Annotated in this window: 7 protein-coding genes; 2 read left to right on the top strand and 5 right to left on the bottom strand. The window is 59.7% G+C overall.

The annotated features are described in order from the left end of the window. Positions 1 to 263 precede the first annotated feature (263 nt). Positions 264 to 1,163 (top strand): Ku protein, encoded by a 900-nt coding sequence (locus tag ASD03_RS23205; protein WP_057216725.1) that lies wholly within the window; start codon positions 264 to 266, stop codon positions 1,161 to 1,163. A gap of 15 nt (positions 1,164 to 1,178) precedes the next feature. Continuing rightward, positions 1,179 to 1,985 carry a Ku protein gene (locus tag ASD03_RS23200; RefSeq protein WP_057216722.1) on the top strand — a complete coding sequence of 269 codons (807 nt, stop codon included), beginning with the start codon at positions 1,179 to 1,181 and terminating at the stop codon, positions 1,983 to 1,985. A 91-nt stretch (positions 1,986 to 2,076) separates the two neighbouring features. Here the strand turns inward: ASD03_RS23200 and ligD are convergent, their stop codons facing one another. The 5 genes from ligD to ASD03_RS23175 form a co-directional block, all read right to left on the bottom strand. Continuing rightward, complete coding sequence (gene ligD, locus ASD03_RS23195) at positions 2,077 to 4,731, bottom strand: DNA ligase D (RefSeq protein ID WP_057216719.1); 2,655 nt, start codon at positions 4,729 to 4,731, stop codon at positions 2,077 to 2,079. A gap of 573 nt (positions 4,732 to 5,304) precedes the next feature. Next, on the bottom strand, positions 5,305 to 6,546 hold the full coding sequence (locus ASD03_RS23190) for an HlyD family type I secretion periplasmic adaptor subunit (RefSeq protein ID WP_244494688.1): 1,242 nt from the start codon (positions 6,544 to 6,546) through the stop codon (positions 5,305 to 5,307). 108 nt (positions 6,547 to 6,654) lie between these two features. After that, entirely contained in the window at positions 6,655 to 9,153 is a 2,499-nt protein-coding gene (locus ASD03_RS23185; RefSeq protein ID WP_057216717.1) for a cadherin-like domain-containing protein, read from the bottom strand. Further along, complete coding sequence (locus ASD03_RS23180; protein ID WP_025430455.1) at positions 9,150 to 10,904, bottom strand: type I secretion system permease/ATPase; 1,755 nt, start codon at positions 10,902 to 10,904, stop codon at positions 9,150 to 9,152. Before ASD03_RS23180 ends, ASD03_RS23185 begins: the two co-directional genes overlap by 4 nt. Before the next feature lie 69 nt (positions 10,905 to 10,973). Beyond that, positions 10,974 to 18,221 carry a peroxidase family protein gene (locus tag ASD03_RS23175; RefSeq protein WP_057216715.1) on the bottom strand — a complete coding sequence of 2,416 codons (7,248 nt, stop codon included), beginning with the start codon at positions 18,219 to 18,221 and terminating at the stop codon, positions 10,974 to 10,976. Positions 18,222 to 18,399 lie beyond the last annotated feature (178 nt).

The raw sequence follows: 18,399 nt of genomic DNA, 5'->3' as shown, positions 1-18,399 counted from the left end.
GATCTGCGCCGCCGGCATGCGATGGGCAGCGACGACGAAGCTTCGTTGCCCATCTTGGACTCGCGATCCTCCTCGCGCCGCCGACGGCGTTCACCGCTGCCGGTATCGATTGGCTCGCGCATTCTCATGGCAGACCTCCCTTGTGATTTTCCCCTCCACAAACGCGGCTGCGGCGCAAAAGATGCATTCGATTGAGAACGGTGGGGAACGAAACGCCGGCTGAGCGGTTGAGTTCCTTTGGCCGCGTCAGGAGAACTTGTATCATGGTTGCCCCAAGAGCGAATTGGAAAGGCTACATCAAGTTCGGCGAGGTGACCTGTCCCGTGGCGCTCTGTACGGCGGCATCAACTTCTGACCGCATCGCCTTCAACACTCTCAATCGCAAGACGGGAAACCGAGTCAAACGCGAATTCGTCGATGGCGAGACGGGAGATACGGTTGAGCGTGACGATCAGGTCAAAGGCTATGAGATGGAGAATGGCCAGTACGTCGCCCTGGAACCCGAGGAAATGGCCGAAGCCGTTCCCGACAGCGACAAGACCCTGAAGATAGAGGCCTTCATCCCCTGCTCCCAGATCGACACAATCTACTTCGACAAGCCCTATTATCTCGCTCCCGACAAGCTGGGCACCGATGCCTTCGTGCTGCTGCGCGACGGGATGAAACAGGAAAAGGTCGCCGCGATTGCGCGAACGGTGCTGTTCCGACGGGTGCGCACCGTCCTTATCCGAGTGCATGGCAAGGGGCTGATCGCCTCCACGCTCAACTTTGATTACGAGGTCCGTTCGGCCGACAAGGCTTTCGAGGATCTCCCCGACCTCAAGATCGAAGGCGAGATGCTCGATCTTGCCGAACATATCATCGAAACCAAGAAGGGTAGCTTCGACGCCAGCAGCTTCGACGATCGATATGAGGCTGCGGTGGCCGAACTGGTCAAAGCCAAAATCGAAGGACGCTCGCTTCCCAAAAGGAAGGCGCCCACTGCCTCGAAGCCTGGAGATCTGCTGCAGGCACTGCGCGAAAGTGCGGGCATGGGTGCGAAGAAAACAAAAGCAAAGCGCACCGCAGCGAATGTCAACAAGGGCGCCGCTCGCAAGCCAGCTGCAAAATCTGCAACTGCCAAATCCAAGCCCGCTACCGCGCAAAAACGGCGCGCCAGCTAGTCGGAGGACGCTTTCATGGCCGTTCGGCCCTACTGGAAAGGTTATCTCAAGCTGTCGCTGGTCACCTGCCCCGTGCAGATGATGCCGGCAACGTCCGACGAAGAAAAGGTTCGTTTTCATACGCTCAACCGCGCGACACAGAACCGCGTTATCAGCCACTACATCGATGCGGTCACCGGGCAGGAAGTCAAGGAGGACGACCAGGTCAAGGGCTATCAGCGCGCAGAAGACGAGTACGTTATGCTCGAGGACGGCGAACTCGAAAATGTTGCGCTGGACAGCACCAAAACCATCGACATATCCACCTTCGCACCCCGCGACAGCGTCGAATGGATCTGGTTCGATACCCCGTACTATCTCTCCCCGAACGACCCTGTCGGTCAGGAAGCCTTTTCCGTCATTCGTGAAGCGATGGAGGCCAAGCGGGTGGTTGGCATTTCGCGACTGGTCATCTCGCGTCGCGAACGCGCCGTCTTGCTGGAGCCGCGTGGTAAAGGCATCATCCTGTGGACTTTGCGCTACGGGGACGAGGTCAGGGACGAGAAAGCCTATTTTGAGGATATCGGCAACGAGAAAGCGGATTCCGACATGATGCCGCTCGTCCAGCAATTGATCGAAAAGAAGACCCAGGACTGGAATCCGAAGATGGTCGTCGACCCGGTCCAGGATCGGCTGCTCGACATCATCAACACGAGAAAGAAACAGCTGAAAAACCCCCAGAAAGGCAAAGCGAAATCGCCAGCGTCGGAACCGAGCAATGTCATCAACATCATGGATGCGCTGCGCAAATCTGTGGCCGCCGAAACCCGACCCCGCAAATGAGCCGCGCACCATTGCCGAGGCTTCCGGTCCGCTACAGCCATCGCCCACGATCCATGTCGAGGTGAAAAGCATCCGCATTTTCGGCGGATGACTACGCCGCAGCCCTGTTCGTTTTGCTCAGGCGCTTGATCGCCTGCTCCAGCGAGCGCTGGCTTTCACAATAATCCTGCCAAGCGGTCCCCGCTCTCAGAAGCTGCGGCACGGTCCGGATCGTGAAGCGTTTGGGATCGAGACCCTTTTTGACCTGCGTCCAGTTGAGCGGCATCGACACCGTGGCGCCGGGGCGCGCCCGCGGCGACAGGGGCGCAACAGCGGTCGACATCCTGTCGTTGCGCAAGTAGTCGAGGAAGATGCGGCCCTCGCGCTGGTTCTTCGCCATCCTGATCAGGTAAAGATCTGGATTGTCGCGGGCCATCCGCTGACAGATATCATGGGCAAAAGCCTTCGCCTCTTCCCAACTCAATTTCTTCCGTCGCGACACGGCAAGCGGCGTTACGACGTGCAGTCCCTTGCCACCCGTCGTCTTGCAGAAGCTTACCAGCCCGAGTTCTGCCAACCGGTCGCGAATTTCCCGCGCCGCGTCAATGACGGTGGAAAACTCGACTTCGGGGCCCGGGTCCAGATCGAACACCAGGCGGCCGGGCACCTCCGGTTTCCCGGGCTCGCAATTCCAGGGATGCAGTTCGACACCACCGATCTGGGCGATCGCCGCAAGCCCCTCGACGCGGTCGATCTGCAGGTAGGGCTTCTTGTCCCCGAATACGGTGACCAGCTCGAGCAGGTTCGATGTTCCCGGCATGGCATGTCGCTGGAAGAATTGCTCGCCGCCAATCCCGTCGGGAGTGCGAATGATCGAACAGGGCCGCCCTTTGATATGATCGATCAGCCAGGACCCGACCGCCTCATAATATTGGGCAAGCTCAACCTTGGTCACCGGCTTCCCATCGCCACCATCCGGCCATAGAGGTTTTTCCGGGCTGGAAATCAGCACGCCCATGACCTCGGCCTTCCCGCCCTTGCGGATACGATTTGGTACTGGCTTTACTGTCGATGGATCGGACACGGCAGCCTTTGAAGGTGACGCCGGTTTTTCCGCTTTCACCTCGCCCGCCGGTTTGTCTTCCCTCAAGCCCTTGAATGCCGCCTGCCGCACCTGGCCATCAGTCGTCCAGCCGGCGAACTCGATCTCGGCAACGAGATCCGGCTTGAGCCAAACGATGTTCCGATCCTTCTTTGGCGCCCCGATCCCCGTAAAGGGTGACCTGGAGACCTCGCGCTTTTGCAGCTTCGGCAACAGCGTTTCGACGGTCTTTGCGCCATAGCCTGTCCCGACCCGGCCGACATAGACGAAATGCTCGCCACGATTGACGCCAACAAGGAGAGATCGGAATTTGCCGTTGGTCTTTGCATAGGCGCCGATGACGACTTCATGACTTGCGCGGCATTTGGATTTCGCCCACGTGTCGGAGCGGCCGGACTGGTACGGCGCATCCGCTTTCTTGGAAACGATGCCCTCAAGCGAAAGACGGCGGGCCGATCGCAGCACGGCGTCACCGTCGGTTTCAAAATGCTCGGCGAAGCGCAGATGCGGATCGTCGCCCGCATCCTCCAGCATCGCTGCGAGCCGTTCTTTCCGCTGTGTCAGCGCAAGCTCTCGCAGGTCCTCATCGCCGGTAAACAGGAGATCGAATGCAAAGTAGACCAAGGCATCAGTCTCGCCTTCGGAAAGTGCTGCCTGAAGGGCGGCAAAATCGGGTGCTCCTTTTTCGTCAAGAGCACAGATCTCACCATCGATGATGGCATCAGGCAGAGCTGCTGCCGACTTGGCGATGGCGGCAAATTTGGCTGCCCAGTCGAGACCTTTGCGGGTTTTCAAAGTCGCCTTCCCATTCTCGACCCGCATCTGAATGCGATAGCCATCAAATTTGATCTCATGGATCCAGCCACCGCCGTTCGGAGGGCGGTCCAGTGTTTCGCATAACTGCGGTGGGATGAAATCAGGCATTCTGGATTTCGGGCGTCTGGCGGACACAGACTTTTTTCGGCTCCCCGCTCCCGCCTGGCGTTCCTCGGCGGCAAGACCGTGGTTGCTGTCCCACACCGCGTCGGCCCCAATGGCGCCGCCCTCCAGCATGAAGGGCTTTGGCTTTCTGCCTTTGCCCGACGCGATCGCGTCCATCGAGCGTCCGGAGGCGACTGAGGTGTCGTTTTCCTCAAGGACAGCCGCTCCGTTCTCATCGACCGAAAAATCGTCACGATGTTTGATCAGGAGCCAATTCGTTCGTTTTCCACCATCGCGATCATGACGCATGCGCACGAGCACGAAGCTGCCGTGGAGCCGTTTGCCCTCAAGTGTGAACTTGAAATCACCTTTGGCCAGCGCCTCTTCCGGCGTCCGATTTCCTTCCGGCTCCCAATAACCGCGATCCCACAGCATGACAGTGCCCCCGCCATACTGGCCTTTCGGAATGGTGCCTTCGAAGTCGCCATAGTCGAGCGGGTGATCCTCGACCTCCACCGCAAGGCGCTTGTCTTGGGGATCGAGCGATGGCCCCTTGGTCACGGCCCAGGATTTGAAGACACCGTCGAGCTCCAAACGAAGATCGTAGTGCAGCTGGGTGGCGTCATGTTTTTGAATGACGAAGCGACGTCGATTGGAAGGGCTGAGCTTGCCCGCTCCGCTTGGTTCCTTGGTGACTTTGAAATCGCGCTTCTGTTTGTAGGTCGAGAGCTTGTCGCTGGCCATCGCTGTCCCCGGTACTCGTCTGCCACCGCACCAACTTCCTTGGGTGTAATAAGGTGCGTGCAGGCTCGCCTGCCAATTCGTTGCTCACGGCAACACAAGGATAACGCGCCCATCTTCACGGTGTTGTCACGTCCTGGAACGGCTCGCATCCTCGCGAGACAAAACCATTTTCGGGCGCGTTTGGTTCCTCACGCGGTTGATCGATGTCGGCGGCTGGGGGGAGGCTGCGGAGTTTCGATCTACAGCAAGCCTCTACTCTGTCGGTCGGACGTTGCACGCTGCCCGAACTTCCGACAGCAAGTCTGGATGACGATCCAAGATGCAGAGCAGCTTTACCAGAGGCACTGACGGCTTCGCCCTGCCTGTCTGCGGGGAAACTTCGACGTTGCAGTGGCCACTTTGGAGTTTCTTAAGCGTCGAGAATGATCCGTGCGCGTACGAAACGAATGCGTTCGCTCAGTCATGACCGTCCGGCGACAGACGGTCATCCCAAGGATGTCGCGGAAACAGCCTTGGGATGACCCGTTCGCGCACGAGGCACGTCACGCCTCGGTACGAAAGATCGGAAATTGTTCACTGTTCTCGAAAGGCCCGGCTGAATTGGTCGGTGAGCGGCTTCGATAAGAACGACAGTGCTGTTCTTTGCTCCGTTGAAACGAAGACCTCCACCGGCATACCGGGCAAGAGTTTATTGTCACCGAGCTTGGCCAACTCCACTTGGGCAACCCCAATATCCGCCAAGTAGTATGTCTCACCGGAACTTGGGTCGTTGCTCGTAGCGGCCGACACATAGGTGACGTGTCCGGAGAGCTCGGGAGTGGTGCGTTGATTGAATGCCGAAAAGCGAAGCTTCGCCACCTGACCGGAGAACACCTGATCGATATCGGTGGGAGAAAGCCGGGCCTGGATCTTAAGTGCAGCGTCGGTCGGGACAAGGGTGACCAGTTTTTCCGCCGGCGTAATGACCCCACCGATCGTGTGGACGAAAAGCTCGTTCACGGTTCCCGACAAAGGGGCGCGTATATCAGTGCGTTGCAACCGATCTTCGACAGCCACCTTTCGTTCACTCAACTCCGAGATCTTCTGTTCGACGGTCGTTAGATCACGCTGTGCTTCGGTTCGAGCCGCCTCGTCGATGGCAATGATCTGAAGCTCGATTTCGCTTGTTCGGGCCTTGGACCGCGCGATGTTGGCTTGTATCTCGCCGTACTCGCCGGTGATCTTCGCCATTTCGCGATCGATGATGTACTTGCGGGAGGTCTCGAGCAGGTTCTTGTCGGTGAGGCGTTTGATCTTCTTGTGCTCGGTTTTGATCAGCGCCAGTTCGTCCTGCTTTGCCGAGAGCTGAACCTTCAAGCCATTGACCTCCTCTTCCAGTTGGGAAATTCCCAACTGCAGCTGTTGCTTCTGGCTTTCCCGGTTCTGGCGGTTCCCGTCGAAAAGCCGCGCCTCGCCCATGAAGACCGTCGGGACCACACTCATTGCCTCACTGAGTTCTGCTCCAAACTGCAATTCGGCCAGGTTGTCCCGCTCGGCGACAAGCCTCGTCTTTCGCGCAGCCAGTTCAACTAGCTGGTTCTTGACAATGGACAGTTCCGCTCGGGTTTGCACGTCGTCAAGCCGTAGCATGATGTCGCCTTTTCTAACGGCGTCGCCTTCCTTGACCAGGATCTCGCTGACGATGCCGCCGTCACGATGCTGGATCGCCTTCAGGTTCTGATCGACCTTGACCATTCCCGCCGCAACGATCGCGCCCGTAAGCTGGGCCGTGGCGGCCCATCCGCCGGCACCGGCGAAAAGCAGAACCCCAAGCATGGCACCGACGATAACCCGGAAGGTTACCGGGAACGCGGCGTCTGCCTCATCGTCGCCGATGGCTGGAGGATTTCGTTGTGATTTGAGCATTTTGTTTCCCTCCCCAGATTATATTTGAGCGGCCTCGACGACCACCAACATGTGATGACCGCTCAAAGTGACAGCCACCTCATATTCCTGGTCATTGTCGGTATCGAATTCGATCAGCGTTTTGCCGTGTTCCTCTGTCCCCTCATGCCGCATCCTGATCGGGAGAGCATCTTCATCTACATCCTCCCCATAGATGGCCTCGAAATGATCCTCGAGATTATCGACGATCTCCTCGAAGATCTGATACCTCGACATCTCGATGCGGTCCCCCACCATGAAATCGAGGATGTGATGGATGGCATCGCTGGTCGATGAGCCGGCCGGCATATTGAAACGGAAGACGTCATCGCCGCTGCCTCCCTCAAGGGTTAGGGCCGTTTGACCGACGTGGAAGACATCCGCCTGGGCGCTGCCCACGATCTGTTCAAAGCTTGTGACAATGTCGGTGCCGATATCGACACCGGTCGCAACGCCGGTCGCAAGGTCGATGACAACCCCATGCGCTGCTGCAGAATAATCGAGAGTGTCCAGACCCGATTGGCCGTTATAATTGTCGTCGGCATTGTCGGCCGCAGCCACGACGGTATCGTTGCCCGCCCCAGCCGAAACGATATCTGCACCAGCCCCATCCTCAATCGTGTCGTCGCCGGCTCCGGTGACGATCGTCTCGGCGTGATCGCTGCCGATGACGCTGTCATCGCCTTGACCGGTCAGGACCACCTCGAAATTCGCGACGGTGTCCTCGCCGATTTCTGCGCCCGAGGCTTGGCCTTCGCTGAGGTCGATCTCGATCGACCGTGACAAGCTGGAATAATCGAGCGTGTCGGTGCCATCTCCGCCATCGTAAAGATCGGGGAGAAGATCCCCTCCTGCATCTTTAACCGTATCGTCGCCGGCTCCGGTGGCGATTGTCTCGGCCTCAAGGCTGGCGGTCACGCTGTCATCCCCCTGACCGGTCATGACCACCTCAAAATTCGAGATGGTATCGTCGCCAATCTCTTCACCTGAGGCTTTGCCTTCGCTGAGGTCGATGGTGATCGATTGTGACACGCTGGAATAGTCGAGTGTGTCGGAGCCGTCGCCGCCGTCATATTGGTCCGATACGAGATCCCCCTCGCCCGCAATCGTGTCGTTACCAGCACCCCCCATGACGATATCCTCGTCGGCGCCCCCGACCAGAACGTCCGCGCCTTCGTCCCCGAAGAGATGGTCCTTGCCCGCTTGCCCGAGCAGGGTATCGTTTCCGCTACCGCCGGACAGGCGATCGTCACCGCTGCCGCCGTCGATGGCGTCGTTGCCCTCATCACCGGCAACCAAATCGTTTCCGTCGCCGCCGAAGGCCAGGTCGTCGTCAGCGCCTCCATGCAGGGCGTCGTCTCCCTCATCCCCAGACAGAATATCGCGCCCCTCCTCGCCAAACAGACGGTCGTTGCCGCTGCCGCCGTGGATCTGATCGTCGCCGGTGCCGCCGAAGACGACATCGTTTCCGATCCCTGCGAAAATGATGTCGTTGCCCCCGCCCGCGACGATGTTGTCGTTGCCTTCGCCACCATTCACCGTGTCGGCACCACCTCGGGCATCAATGCTGTCATCACCCGCCCTGCCGTCGATGGCATCGCCGCAATTGGTGCCGAGCAACAGATCGTCACCCACAGTCCCGACGATCGGCGGGGCGTTGACCACGGAAAAAGACGCAGTCTGGGTAATCGAAAGCTGGCCATCTGTGATCTGGTAGGTAATCGTTACCGGACCAAGCTCTGTCCAATCGTAAAGCCAACCTTCTGCGGTCCTCGTAATAGTGCCGGATGTCACCGTGATATCCCTGACGGAAAGCACATTGCCGTCCGGATCGGATGCACCGCGCAATAGATCCGAAAGGCCGATGACGACCGCAGCACAACCGGAAACATCTTTCAGTGTGACTGAGCCGTTCACGCGTGGTGCGCGGTTAACGGGGTCATTATCTTCGTTGTCGTCATCATCGTCATCGTCATCACCACCACCCGACTTGTCGTCTTCCTCGTCCTTCGTCGGGAAAGTTTTGACGGGAGGGCCGGCAGTAGAGGGGCCTGGCGCGACATTGTCGTTCGACGCCCTCAAGACAGGCGACGGGCTTTCCAGCTCCCACCGTTCAGACATCGAGGTCGAGAAATCATCCGGCCGGAATGAGGGCGAACGAATGTCGACGGCATCCATTTCTTCGTTCTGGCTATTGTAGTTTCGCATGGCGCCGCCAGCCTTCTTTTTGGCCGGCGCTTCCTCTTCCTTGACTTCTTCCGGCTTGTTCTCCGCCACCAACTGCAAGGGCGCGATATCCTCCTGCGGCTCCCTGGCTTGCGGAGGCTCCTCCGCCGGCTCCGACGCCGTGCTGAAGGCGCTCTTCAGATAAAGCGCAAAGCCCGTCAACAACATCGCGATAACAGCCGGCGCTCTTGACGGCGCTTCCTCGTTTTTCAGGCTGTAGCGCTGGTGCGGGTCTTCCTCTTTGACCGTTTTTGTTCCCTTCGCCTCGATCATTCCGACACCTTTGACGTCATGCGCGCGGGCAGTGCGGGTCGGCCACCGGCGTCCCCGATCGCGGCTGGTTTCAGGATTTCGTTCTTGGGCCCAAACGCGACCAGCTTGCCGCCTTGAACCACGGCGATCAGGTCGCAGGCGGTAAGCGCGCTCGGACGATGGGCAATGACAATGGCAATGCCATTGCGGGCGCGAACGGCTTGTATCGCCTGCGTCAGTGCGGACTCGCCCTCTCCGTCGAGATTGGAGTTGGGCTCGTCCATGACGACGATGAACGGATTGCGGTACAACGCCCGTGCAAGCGCGATCCGCTGCCTCTGACCCGCGGACAGGGATGCGCCCTGGGGCCCGAGTGCCGTGCGATAACCATCCGGCAACCGCACGATCATCTCGTGAATACCCGTGGTTTGTGCCGCGTCCACGATTGCCCTTGGGTCGACGTCAGGGTCAAGCCGGGAAATGTTCTCCTCAACCGTGGCGTCCAGGAGCGCCACGTCCTGCGGGAGATAACCGATGTGCTGCCCGAGACAGCTGTCTGACCATTGCGTCAGTTCCGCATCATCCAACCGAACGCCACCGCGAAGGGGCGGCCAGATCCCGGTCAGCGCGCGCGCCAGCGTTGTCTTGCCGCCGCCGCTTGGACCGATAATGCCCAACACCTGGCCGGCTTCGATGTCGAAACTGACGTCGCTCAGAAGAACACGGCCGGAACCGGGCGCTGCGACCGTGAGCTTTTCGACCTTCAAGGTCTTGGCGGGCGCAGGAAGGTCCATCGGTGCAACGGTACTCGTCAATGCGACCACCGTTTCCTTGAGGCGACCGAAGGCGGTTCGTGCCGTGACGAAACTCTTCCAGTTGCCGACGGCAAGATCGACCGGGGCAAGGGCGCGCGCCGAGGCAACGGATGCAGCGATGATGGCGCCGGCAGACATTTCCCCCTGGATCGTCAGCCACGCCCCCAGGCCCAGAACCGCAGACTGCAACACCATCCGAAGCACCCGGGAGATCGCCCCAAAGGTGCCGCTGATGTCGTTTGTCCGGGTTTGAAGCGCCAGATGCTCCTTGTTGGCAACATTGAACCGGCTGACCGCACGCGGCGCAAAGCCCATGGCCTTCAACACCTCGGCATTGCGGGTGTTTGAATCGGCAATGGCATTTCGCTCAATACCGGCCTTGTGGGTGGCGGCGGCCCATCTGCGCGTCATCACCTCGGTCAGGATCGCGAGAATCGTGAGAACAAAGGCGCCGCCAAATGTCAGGGCGCCGAGATAGGGATGCAGCATGTAGACGAAGATCAGGTAGAGCGGCATCCAGGGAAGGTCGAAAAAGGCGATCGGCCCCTGGCTGCCGAGAAATCCCCTGACCGTATCGACGTCGCGGCCGCGCTCGAGGGCCTCTGCCGTGGAGAAGCCGAAACGGGGCATGTCGATCGCAACTTCATGCGCCAGCGGGGCGATCTTTGCATCCAGCCTTGCGCCGACGCGCACCAGTATCTGTGAGCGGATGATGTCGAAGAGCCCCTGGAACAAATAGAGCCCGATCGCCAGGATCGAGAGCCCGAGCAGGGTCGGGATGCTGCCGCTGGTCAAAGCCCGGTCGTAGATCTGCAGCATGTAGAAGGAGCCGGTCAGCGCCAGAATGTTGATTATTCCGGAGGTGATGAAAAGGAAGAGGAATATTCCTTTAAATCTCTGCGTAAGCTTCTCAGCGTTCTTACGTTTCGTGCCAGTCAGTGGGGTCTTCGTGCGCATGATACTCACCAATCCGCGTTTGATGGAGTAAGCCGGCGCGCCCTTGGTCGGCGCGCCGGAAAACGCTGGTTACAAGTTGAAGTCAGAACCGGTGAGGTTGTGGTTCCCCTTGATGTTCAGGCGGAACTCTGCGGCTCCGTCACTGTCAACGCTACCCGAGACGACGGTGTAATCGCCATCGGCCCGGGTTTCATGGGTCACGGCGAGTTGTGCCGGGCCACTCAGGCTGGATCCCGAGACAAGGGTGAAGGATTGATTTCCCGCCACCCCGTTGTTGGCATCGGTACCGCTGAGGTCGATCTTGTCACCGGCCTGGAAGCTGGTGATCGTATCGCCATCGGCATTGGCTTCGGACTGGAACCGGAAGGTATCGTTGCCGGCTCCGCCTTCGATGACGTTGACGAAGGCATTGGCGACAATCGTGTCATTGCCCGAGCCGGTCACGACATTTTCGATCCCCCACAGGGTATCCTGCCCGGTCTGACTGCTGGACACGCTCCCCTGGTTCATGAACCCGGAGCCGATATCGACGGTCAGACTGGCGGTTATGGCCGACATGTCCAAAGTGTCGTTGCCGGCATCGCCGTAGTAGATGTCATCACCATCATCCTTGGCGGCGACAATGATATCGTCGCCGGATCCCCCGGATACGAAGTCGCTGCCGGCACCGGTCTGGATCATGTCATTGCCGGCATCGGCAAAGATACGATCCGATCCGGCATCGCCGTAGAGCATGTCGTTGCCCTCACCGCCGAGAATGTCGTCGTTGCCGTCGCCGCCGAAGACCAGGTCGTTGCCGCCACCGGACGTGATGAAGTCGTTGCCCTCATCACCTCTGATGACGTCTGCACCCTCGCCACCGATGACGGTGTCATTGCCGGCAAGGGCAACGATCGTTTCGGCATTTGCCGTACCAAGCAGAACGTCTGCGCTGGCTGTGCCGGCGATCGGCGACCCTGCGGACGGAGCGGGAATGTTCGGCGTTTCACCGGTATCGTCCTCCGTCCCGGTGATCTGCGGTCCGCCGCCGTCGTATTTCTTGAACGTGACGGAGTTCGTGCCGTTGCTGACCGTGACGTTGCCGTTGGCCTCGGTGGTCACGAAGTCCGTCAGCGTGCCCCCGAGCTCGATCACGTCCTGCGGACGCAGTTGGCCGACAAGCGTGTCGTTGCCACCGTTGGACCGGAAGACGATCCGATGCTCGGAGCTGAGCCCGGTTATGTCGACCGTGTCGTCGCCGGTATTGCCGTCGATGGTGATCGTGCTGAAGTTGAGGCTTGTGAACGGCGCATTGAAATCGCCGAACACCTGGATCGTGTCACCAACGATGGGGCCGCCGCCGTCAGGCTGGTTCGGGTTGTTGCCGTTGTTCGCGGTCGTATTGAAGGCGTTGATCGTGATTTCTTCGATGTTGTCGAGTTCGGCTATAACAGTGGTGTTCAGCCCCACTGTACGGGTGATGATGATCTCGGCATCCGCACCGGTGACAGGAACCCCCGCGGCAATGGCAGCTGCCTTTGCATAGATACGGAACGTTTCCGCCTCACCATTGCCAGTGAGTTGGAATGTGTCGGTGCCGGCGTCGCCATCAACACGATCAAACCCTTCGGTGGAACTCATGTTGATGATGTCGTTGCCAGTACCTGCATCGATGATGTCATTGCCGGTGCCGCCATTGATCGTGTCTCCACCGTCGCCGGCATCGATGCTGTCATTGCCGCCGCCGCCGGTGATCGTCGTTCCCGCGGTATTGCCGATGATGATTTCGGCAGCACCGCCGCCGGTGATGTTTCCGGTCACGCGGTTGATGTTGACCTGGGCCGTATCCGTCAGGCCGCCATCGGTAGCGGTGTAGACGAACGAGCCGCCTGCTCCGCCTGTGTCATTCAGGGTGAGGATGCCCGCCCCGATCACCGGAGTAGTGACGCCATCCGGGCTGCTGACGGCGGTGATCGTAAGGGCGCTGCCTTCCGGGTCGGTATCGTTGGCAAGAAGGGCTGCATGCGAGATCGTGAAGTTCACCCCTTGCGCGACGTTGGTGATGACCGTGTCGGTATTGACGGACGGTGCATCGTTGATTGCGTTCACGCTAACGGTCGTGGTCGCGACAGCGCTGGTCAAAAGCCCGTCATTGACGGTGACCTGGATGACGCGGGCGACCGCACTCGGGTTCTCCGAGGTGTTGGCGTAACGCACCTGCTGGATTGCAGTGCGGAAGTTGGCAATCGACGAGGGGCCGGTGAGGGTCAGGGTAATCTGCCCCGCAACCGAAGTGTCCACCGCCGCGGAAATTCCTCCCGGCAGGCCGCCCTGCACCGTCAAGGCATCACCGGCGCTGGCATTGGTCAGAACCACCCGGGCAGAAGCCAGGGTCGTGCCATCGTCGGTAATGACAGGGCCAAGCGCAATGGCAACGGCAGGGGCATTTTCGGTATAGCTCGTCTGGTAGTTGTTGCCAGGCGCGCCAGCCACGGGCGTGATCGTATCGACCTCGGTCTGGATGTTGACGTTGTCGATGTAGAGGTTTTCACCGCCGTCGAAAGTCCCTGCGGCTCTGAAGCGGATTTGAGTATTCGCGCCGATCAAGCCTTGGGGGATTGGGGCCGTAAAGACGTTCGTTTGATTGCCGCCGACGGTGCCAAGCTCCGTCCATGCGCCGTTGGTTGTGTTACGAACTTCGACCACGACATTCTCGCCGCCATCCAGTTCGTCTGCGACGTAGTTGAAGCTTAGGGTCGCCCTGGTAATGCCTGTCAGATTGACAGCACGCGCAAGGGTCTCATTGCCATCGATGCCTTCGATGAATTGCAGTCTGCCAGCGGCGAGACTGACACTGATATCACCCCCTGTGGCGCCACCGGTATCGTTGCCTTCAACCCATGGGCCTCCCCAGTTCGAAGCGCCGTTGTTATTCGTGTAGGCTGCTGCGGTGAACGTATCGCGATAGGCCTGCGCGACCGTCGCTGTCGTCGTGGTGGTCGAGGGGCCGTGCAGATCCAGCGTCGGCGCCTGCAGCGAGATATCCTGGTCGGTGAAATCCAGAAGCTCGACGTTTCGGATCGTGTCGGTGCCGTCGGTCGCCAACCCGCCAACATGGGCGACTGTAACCGTGCCGTTTGTGTTGAACGTAATGTCATATTCGGCACGGGCACCCGAGAACACGGCCGTGTCGATGTCGGCAATCCCGTCGCTATCCACCTGGTCGTTGCTGTCGCGGATTGTCCGCACGATTGCCAGCTGACCCGGATTGATGGTGCCGTTGAACATGGCGGCGGCGAGCGTCGTCATGCTGTTGTGCAGTACAGGCGTGCCCGTATGTTCAGGATCGTTGGCGGCATAGACGCCGATCTGCACGTCCAGCCATTTGTCGCCGTCGATGATGTCGTCACCGGCGTTGCCGATGATACGGTCGCTGCCGTCGCCGCCGAGGATGATGTCTCCGCCGTCAAAGGAGGTGACGCCGGCGCCAAGCAGCGCCTGCAGGCCATTGACAAGCGCAATGCCTTCAGCGTCGAGCACGCTGCCGAGATACCCTGTGGTCCCGCCTTGGGTCAGAGGCGCCCTATCGGCCGCCACGTCTTCTGTTCCGGCCAACACGTCGTTGAACCTCGTCCCGGAGAGACCTTCCATGGATTCGTATTCGTCGAGTGCAGCGTTCTCCGGCAGCACCGGAGCTTCGTCGAACACGATCGGGATCGACAGGTCGGCATTTACCCCACGGGCGTTGTCCTTGTAGGTCGCCCAGTCGAAGCCGGACATGCCCACCATTTTTCCGCGGCCGGCGCTGCCGACCATGATGTCGTCGCCACCTTCGCCGATGAACTCGTCAAAGCCGCCATCGCCGAGGAACACGTCATGTCCGTCAACGCCGTCATGGGCAAAGACTTCATCGAAGTTATCGCCAGGCGCACCGTCAAATGTACCGGTTTCGATCCAGTCGTTGCCCTCGTTGCCGAGGATGCGTTCGGCGTTCTTGTTGCCGTAGATGAAGTCGTTGCCGGTTCCGGCGAAGACCTCCGATCCCATGTCGGTGCCGAGGAAGATGAAGTCCTGGCCGTCATTGCCCATGACCAGGTCGAGGCCGGGTCCTGCATGGACGACGTCATTGCCCGCACCAGCCTTGATGTTGTCGTCACCGCCGGAGTCGACGATGATATCGTCGCCTGCGCCGGCATTGATGATATCGTTGCCGAACCCACCTTCCAGCCGGTCGTTGCCGCCGTCGCCATAAAGTGTGTCGTCACCGATCCCGGCGATCAGGATATCGTTCTGCTCGGTGCCGCCAAGGACCACGTGGTCGCCGCCGGTATATTTGAGATAGTTGGTATCCGCGCCCGGTGTCGCCGGGTTGTTGCGTTGGACGAGTGGTGTGAGAATACCGCCGCCGAGAGGGTCATTGCCCAGATTGTCGGCACTTTCGTCGACGCCGGTCCCGGGATTGTCATCCATGATGCCGTCTGCACCGGCCGTCTCGCCGAGACCGGGATTATACTGCTTGGTCCGATCGATCTCGAGAATGAGGCCGGGTGTCGAGAAAACGTCGGAAGGAAGATGCGTCGCGTCGGTATTGCGCATGATCATGGCTGCGAAGGAGTTGTTCTCCATCTCGCCAAAGAGGTGCAGGCCGTCGAGACGCTGCAGGTAATAGAAGCGGTCGCCGCTCTGCAGTTTTTCCATCTGGGTTTCGAAGACGAAGTTGAAGGTCGAGCCGAGCATGCCGCCGAAGGGCATGATCTGTTCGGCAAGGCCGCCGATCCATAGATCGACATCGTTGAGACCACCAAGCGATCCCCCGGCAAAGGCGCCGGTGGCATTGAGAAAGTCCTCGGCGTTCGCCTGTACCGCCAGTCCGCCGAAGGACTGGTTGAAGATCAGGGTCATCGCGGCGTCGCGCTTGCCTTCGATCGTCGTCTGGCCGGTGATCAGCGGATGCGTGCCGTAGGCGGCGATGAAGTTGATGATCGAGGCTTCGTGTTTGAGATGGCTAGCGAAGTCGACCCAGCTCTCATAGGGCTTGAGCAGGGCATCCTGGTTGGTCGCCGCATAGAACTGAGCGCGCGCTTCATTCAAGGTCGGCACACCCGTGTCACGACCGCGAGCCAGGTTGATGGTCGCCAGATCGAGCGGCAGCCCCAAGAGATTGTTGCGAAGTGCGCTGGTGACGAACTCGTCGATCTCGTTGCCCACCTGCCGGGTCATGCCACGGATAATGGCGCCGGCGGCGACATCGGCATCAACCACGCCGGCCGTACCGTTGTTCTTGAACTGGATCGGATTGAGAAAGCCCTCGATCAAGCCGATATGGTCGGCATTGAAGCTTTCGTCGAAGCGGTCGATGGACTCAGTCAGCATCGAGTGACCGAAGCGATAGACCACGTGAGCGAACTCCGCCACGATCGACGGGTCGATGGTGACGTCGAAACCGTCCGGCACCAGGAACACGTTGATATTGGGCTGGATCTTGCGTGCAAATTCTTCAAAAACAAGATGCTGATACTGCATTTCGGTGCCGAACTTGGCAGCCTGGAATAGGCGTTCGCCGTCCCAGATGAGCCCGGTTGCGCTTGCCGGTACTTCCGTGACGTCGACAGCCAGCCATTCGTTCAGAAATGCAACGGCCTCCGCTTGCGAAGCACCGTTTGTGAGCATGGCAGCGGCGTCGGCCAACACCACGTCCTTGGTGTGCTGCACCAGGCGATTGTGTTCGGAGTGGAAGACGTGGTGGACGGCCGTCAGGCCGATATTCTCGTTTGCACGGCCGTCACCGGCGATAAAGTGGGCGTCAAGCAACTCGTTGTCATACTGACCATCGGTCGGCGTTTGGTCCGGATTGCCGAGCCCGATTTCTAGATCGCCGTCGGCAAGACCCGTGGGGACCGCATTGTGGGCGATGTCGGCCAGGAAAGCGTGACCGGTGCGCACGGCCAGATGCTGTACATCGGGAAGCGTATCGGCGTCGGGACCGTCTGCGACAAGATTAAACAGACTGAGTGGAGCGGTTGGCGTGCCCGATTGAAGTGACTGCGGTGGCCCGGCCATGACAACCTGCGGGAAGCCCGTTGTCGGGTTGGGGATGAAGTTGCCATAGGCGTCGGTCGCCAGCAGCGGCAGGTTGCCGACATGAAAGTCGGTCAATTCGATGCCGAGGATCGTTCTTGCCTGGGCCTTGACGTCGGCCCAGGTGGCCATCCCGCCATTGACGCCTTCAATCAGCCGTCCGGTTGCAACCGGAACGCCGTCCGCATTGAGCACATATTGGCGCAGGAATACCTGATGGGAGGGATGCGAGGTATAGGTCTGGTTCTGGTCGACGAATGAGGTCGTGTTGTTGACCGGACGGTCCGTATCGTCTGCGGTCCCCATCACACCATCGGCGCCCGGCCCGGCCAAAGTCGCGCGGGTCAGCACCATGAAGTTGGTCGTGCCACCTGGCACATAAAGCGGGTCGTCGGGCATCAGCGGTATGAACACGGTGCCGTTGCCGCCCTTGGCGACAAGATCGAGCCCGTGGTCGAAGAACTGGCCAAAGAGCGTGAACCAGGAATTGAATGAGGCCGACAAGCCTTCGTCCGGCGCCAGGTTGGTGATTTTGACGTTCGCGCCATCAAGTTCGATGCCGTTGTCTGTGAGAAGTGTCATCAGAGCATCGTCGACAGCATCAAGTGCTGCGCGTGCCGCGTCCAGTTCCGCAAGCGCATCGGCTGCCGCCTGTTGCAAGGCTGCGTTGCCGGGACTGGCCGATGCCGCCGCCGCCGCTTCCGCATATTCGCGCTCTTCGGTCGCGACAGCTCTGAACTGCGGGATCAGCGGTGCATAGGCCGCCGAAATCGCTGCTGTGACGGCCATCTGCTGGTCCGGGGGAACGATGCCTGCCCTCTGCAGGCCGGTCAAAATGGCCGACGGATTGCCAAGCGTCTGGTCGACGAGCAGGTTGGAAATGGTGCGCACATAAGGGTCGAAGACGTCACCGGGGCCGGCTGTTCCGGGGCCGTCATTGTCGATGCCCGGCTGGTAGGTGACGGGGACCATCGGTGCCGGACCGGGACCGTCGGGGTCGACCATGATCGTGCGGAAATCGGTACCCAAAGGCTCTGGGAATTCATTGTCGGCCGCACCCCATTCCGGGTGAAGCGGGTTGTTATAGGTGCCGTCAACCGTTCGCAGGCCCCAAGAAACATTGTAGCTTGGAACCGAACCGTTCGGGCCGAACAGCGACTTGCCCTGAGTACCACCCGACTGCTCGAAGAGCGCGTGATCCTCTGCGATTTTGATCTGCTTCAAGATGAAATCGAGGTCAGAACGAATATAGGCAACCATTTCTACTCTCCCCTTGAAGCCGGCAAATGCGGCTTGGCGTGATCGGTGAAATATTATTGATGACGTCGATCGTCCTGCTGCGCGGGTTGTTGCCCGCACATCGTCGACAGAAACATTCGCTTTATCTAATTTGCTAATAATCAACTGGTCCGATGCCTCTTGGCCAGTTGCCTAAGTC

It is taken from the genome of Ensifer sp. Root127 (genome assembly GCF_001425225.1).
Taxonomy (GTDB): Bacteria; Pseudomonadota; Alphaproteobacteria; order Rhizobiales; family Rhizobiaceae; genus Ensifer; species Ensifer canadensis.
Note: the sequence above shows the minus strand (reverse complement) of the source record. Positions and strands in the feature narration are given on the sequence as shown.

Coding starts and splice junctions, on each gene's coding strand:
- ASD03_RS23205 (WP_057216725.1), top strand. CDS start 264: ATGGTTGCCCCAAGAGCGAATTGGAAAGGCTACATCAAGTTCGGCGAG.
- ASD03_RS23200 (WP_057216722.1), top strand. CDS start 1,179: ATGGCCGTTCGGCCCTACTGGAAAGGTTATCTCAAGCTGTCGCTGGTC.
- ligD (WP_057216719.1), bottom strand. CDS start 4,731: ATGGCCAGCGACAAGCTCTCGACCTACAAACAGAAGCGCGATTTCAAA.
- ASD03_RS23190 (WP_244494688.1), bottom strand. CDS start 6,546: ATGCTTGGGGTTCTGCTTTTCGCCGGTGCCGGCGGATGGGCCGCCACG.
- ASD03_RS23185 (WP_057216717.1), bottom strand. CDS start 9,153: ATGATCGAGGCGAAGGGAACAAAAACGGTCAAAGAGGAAGACCCGCAC.
- ASD03_RS23180 (WP_025430455.1), bottom strand. CDS start 10,904: ATGCGCACGAAGACCCCACTGACTGGCACGAAACGTAAGAACGCTGAG.
- ASD03_RS23175 (WP_057216715.1), bottom strand. CDS start 18,221: ATGGTTGCCTATATTCGTTCTGACCTCGATTTCATCTTGAAGCAGATC.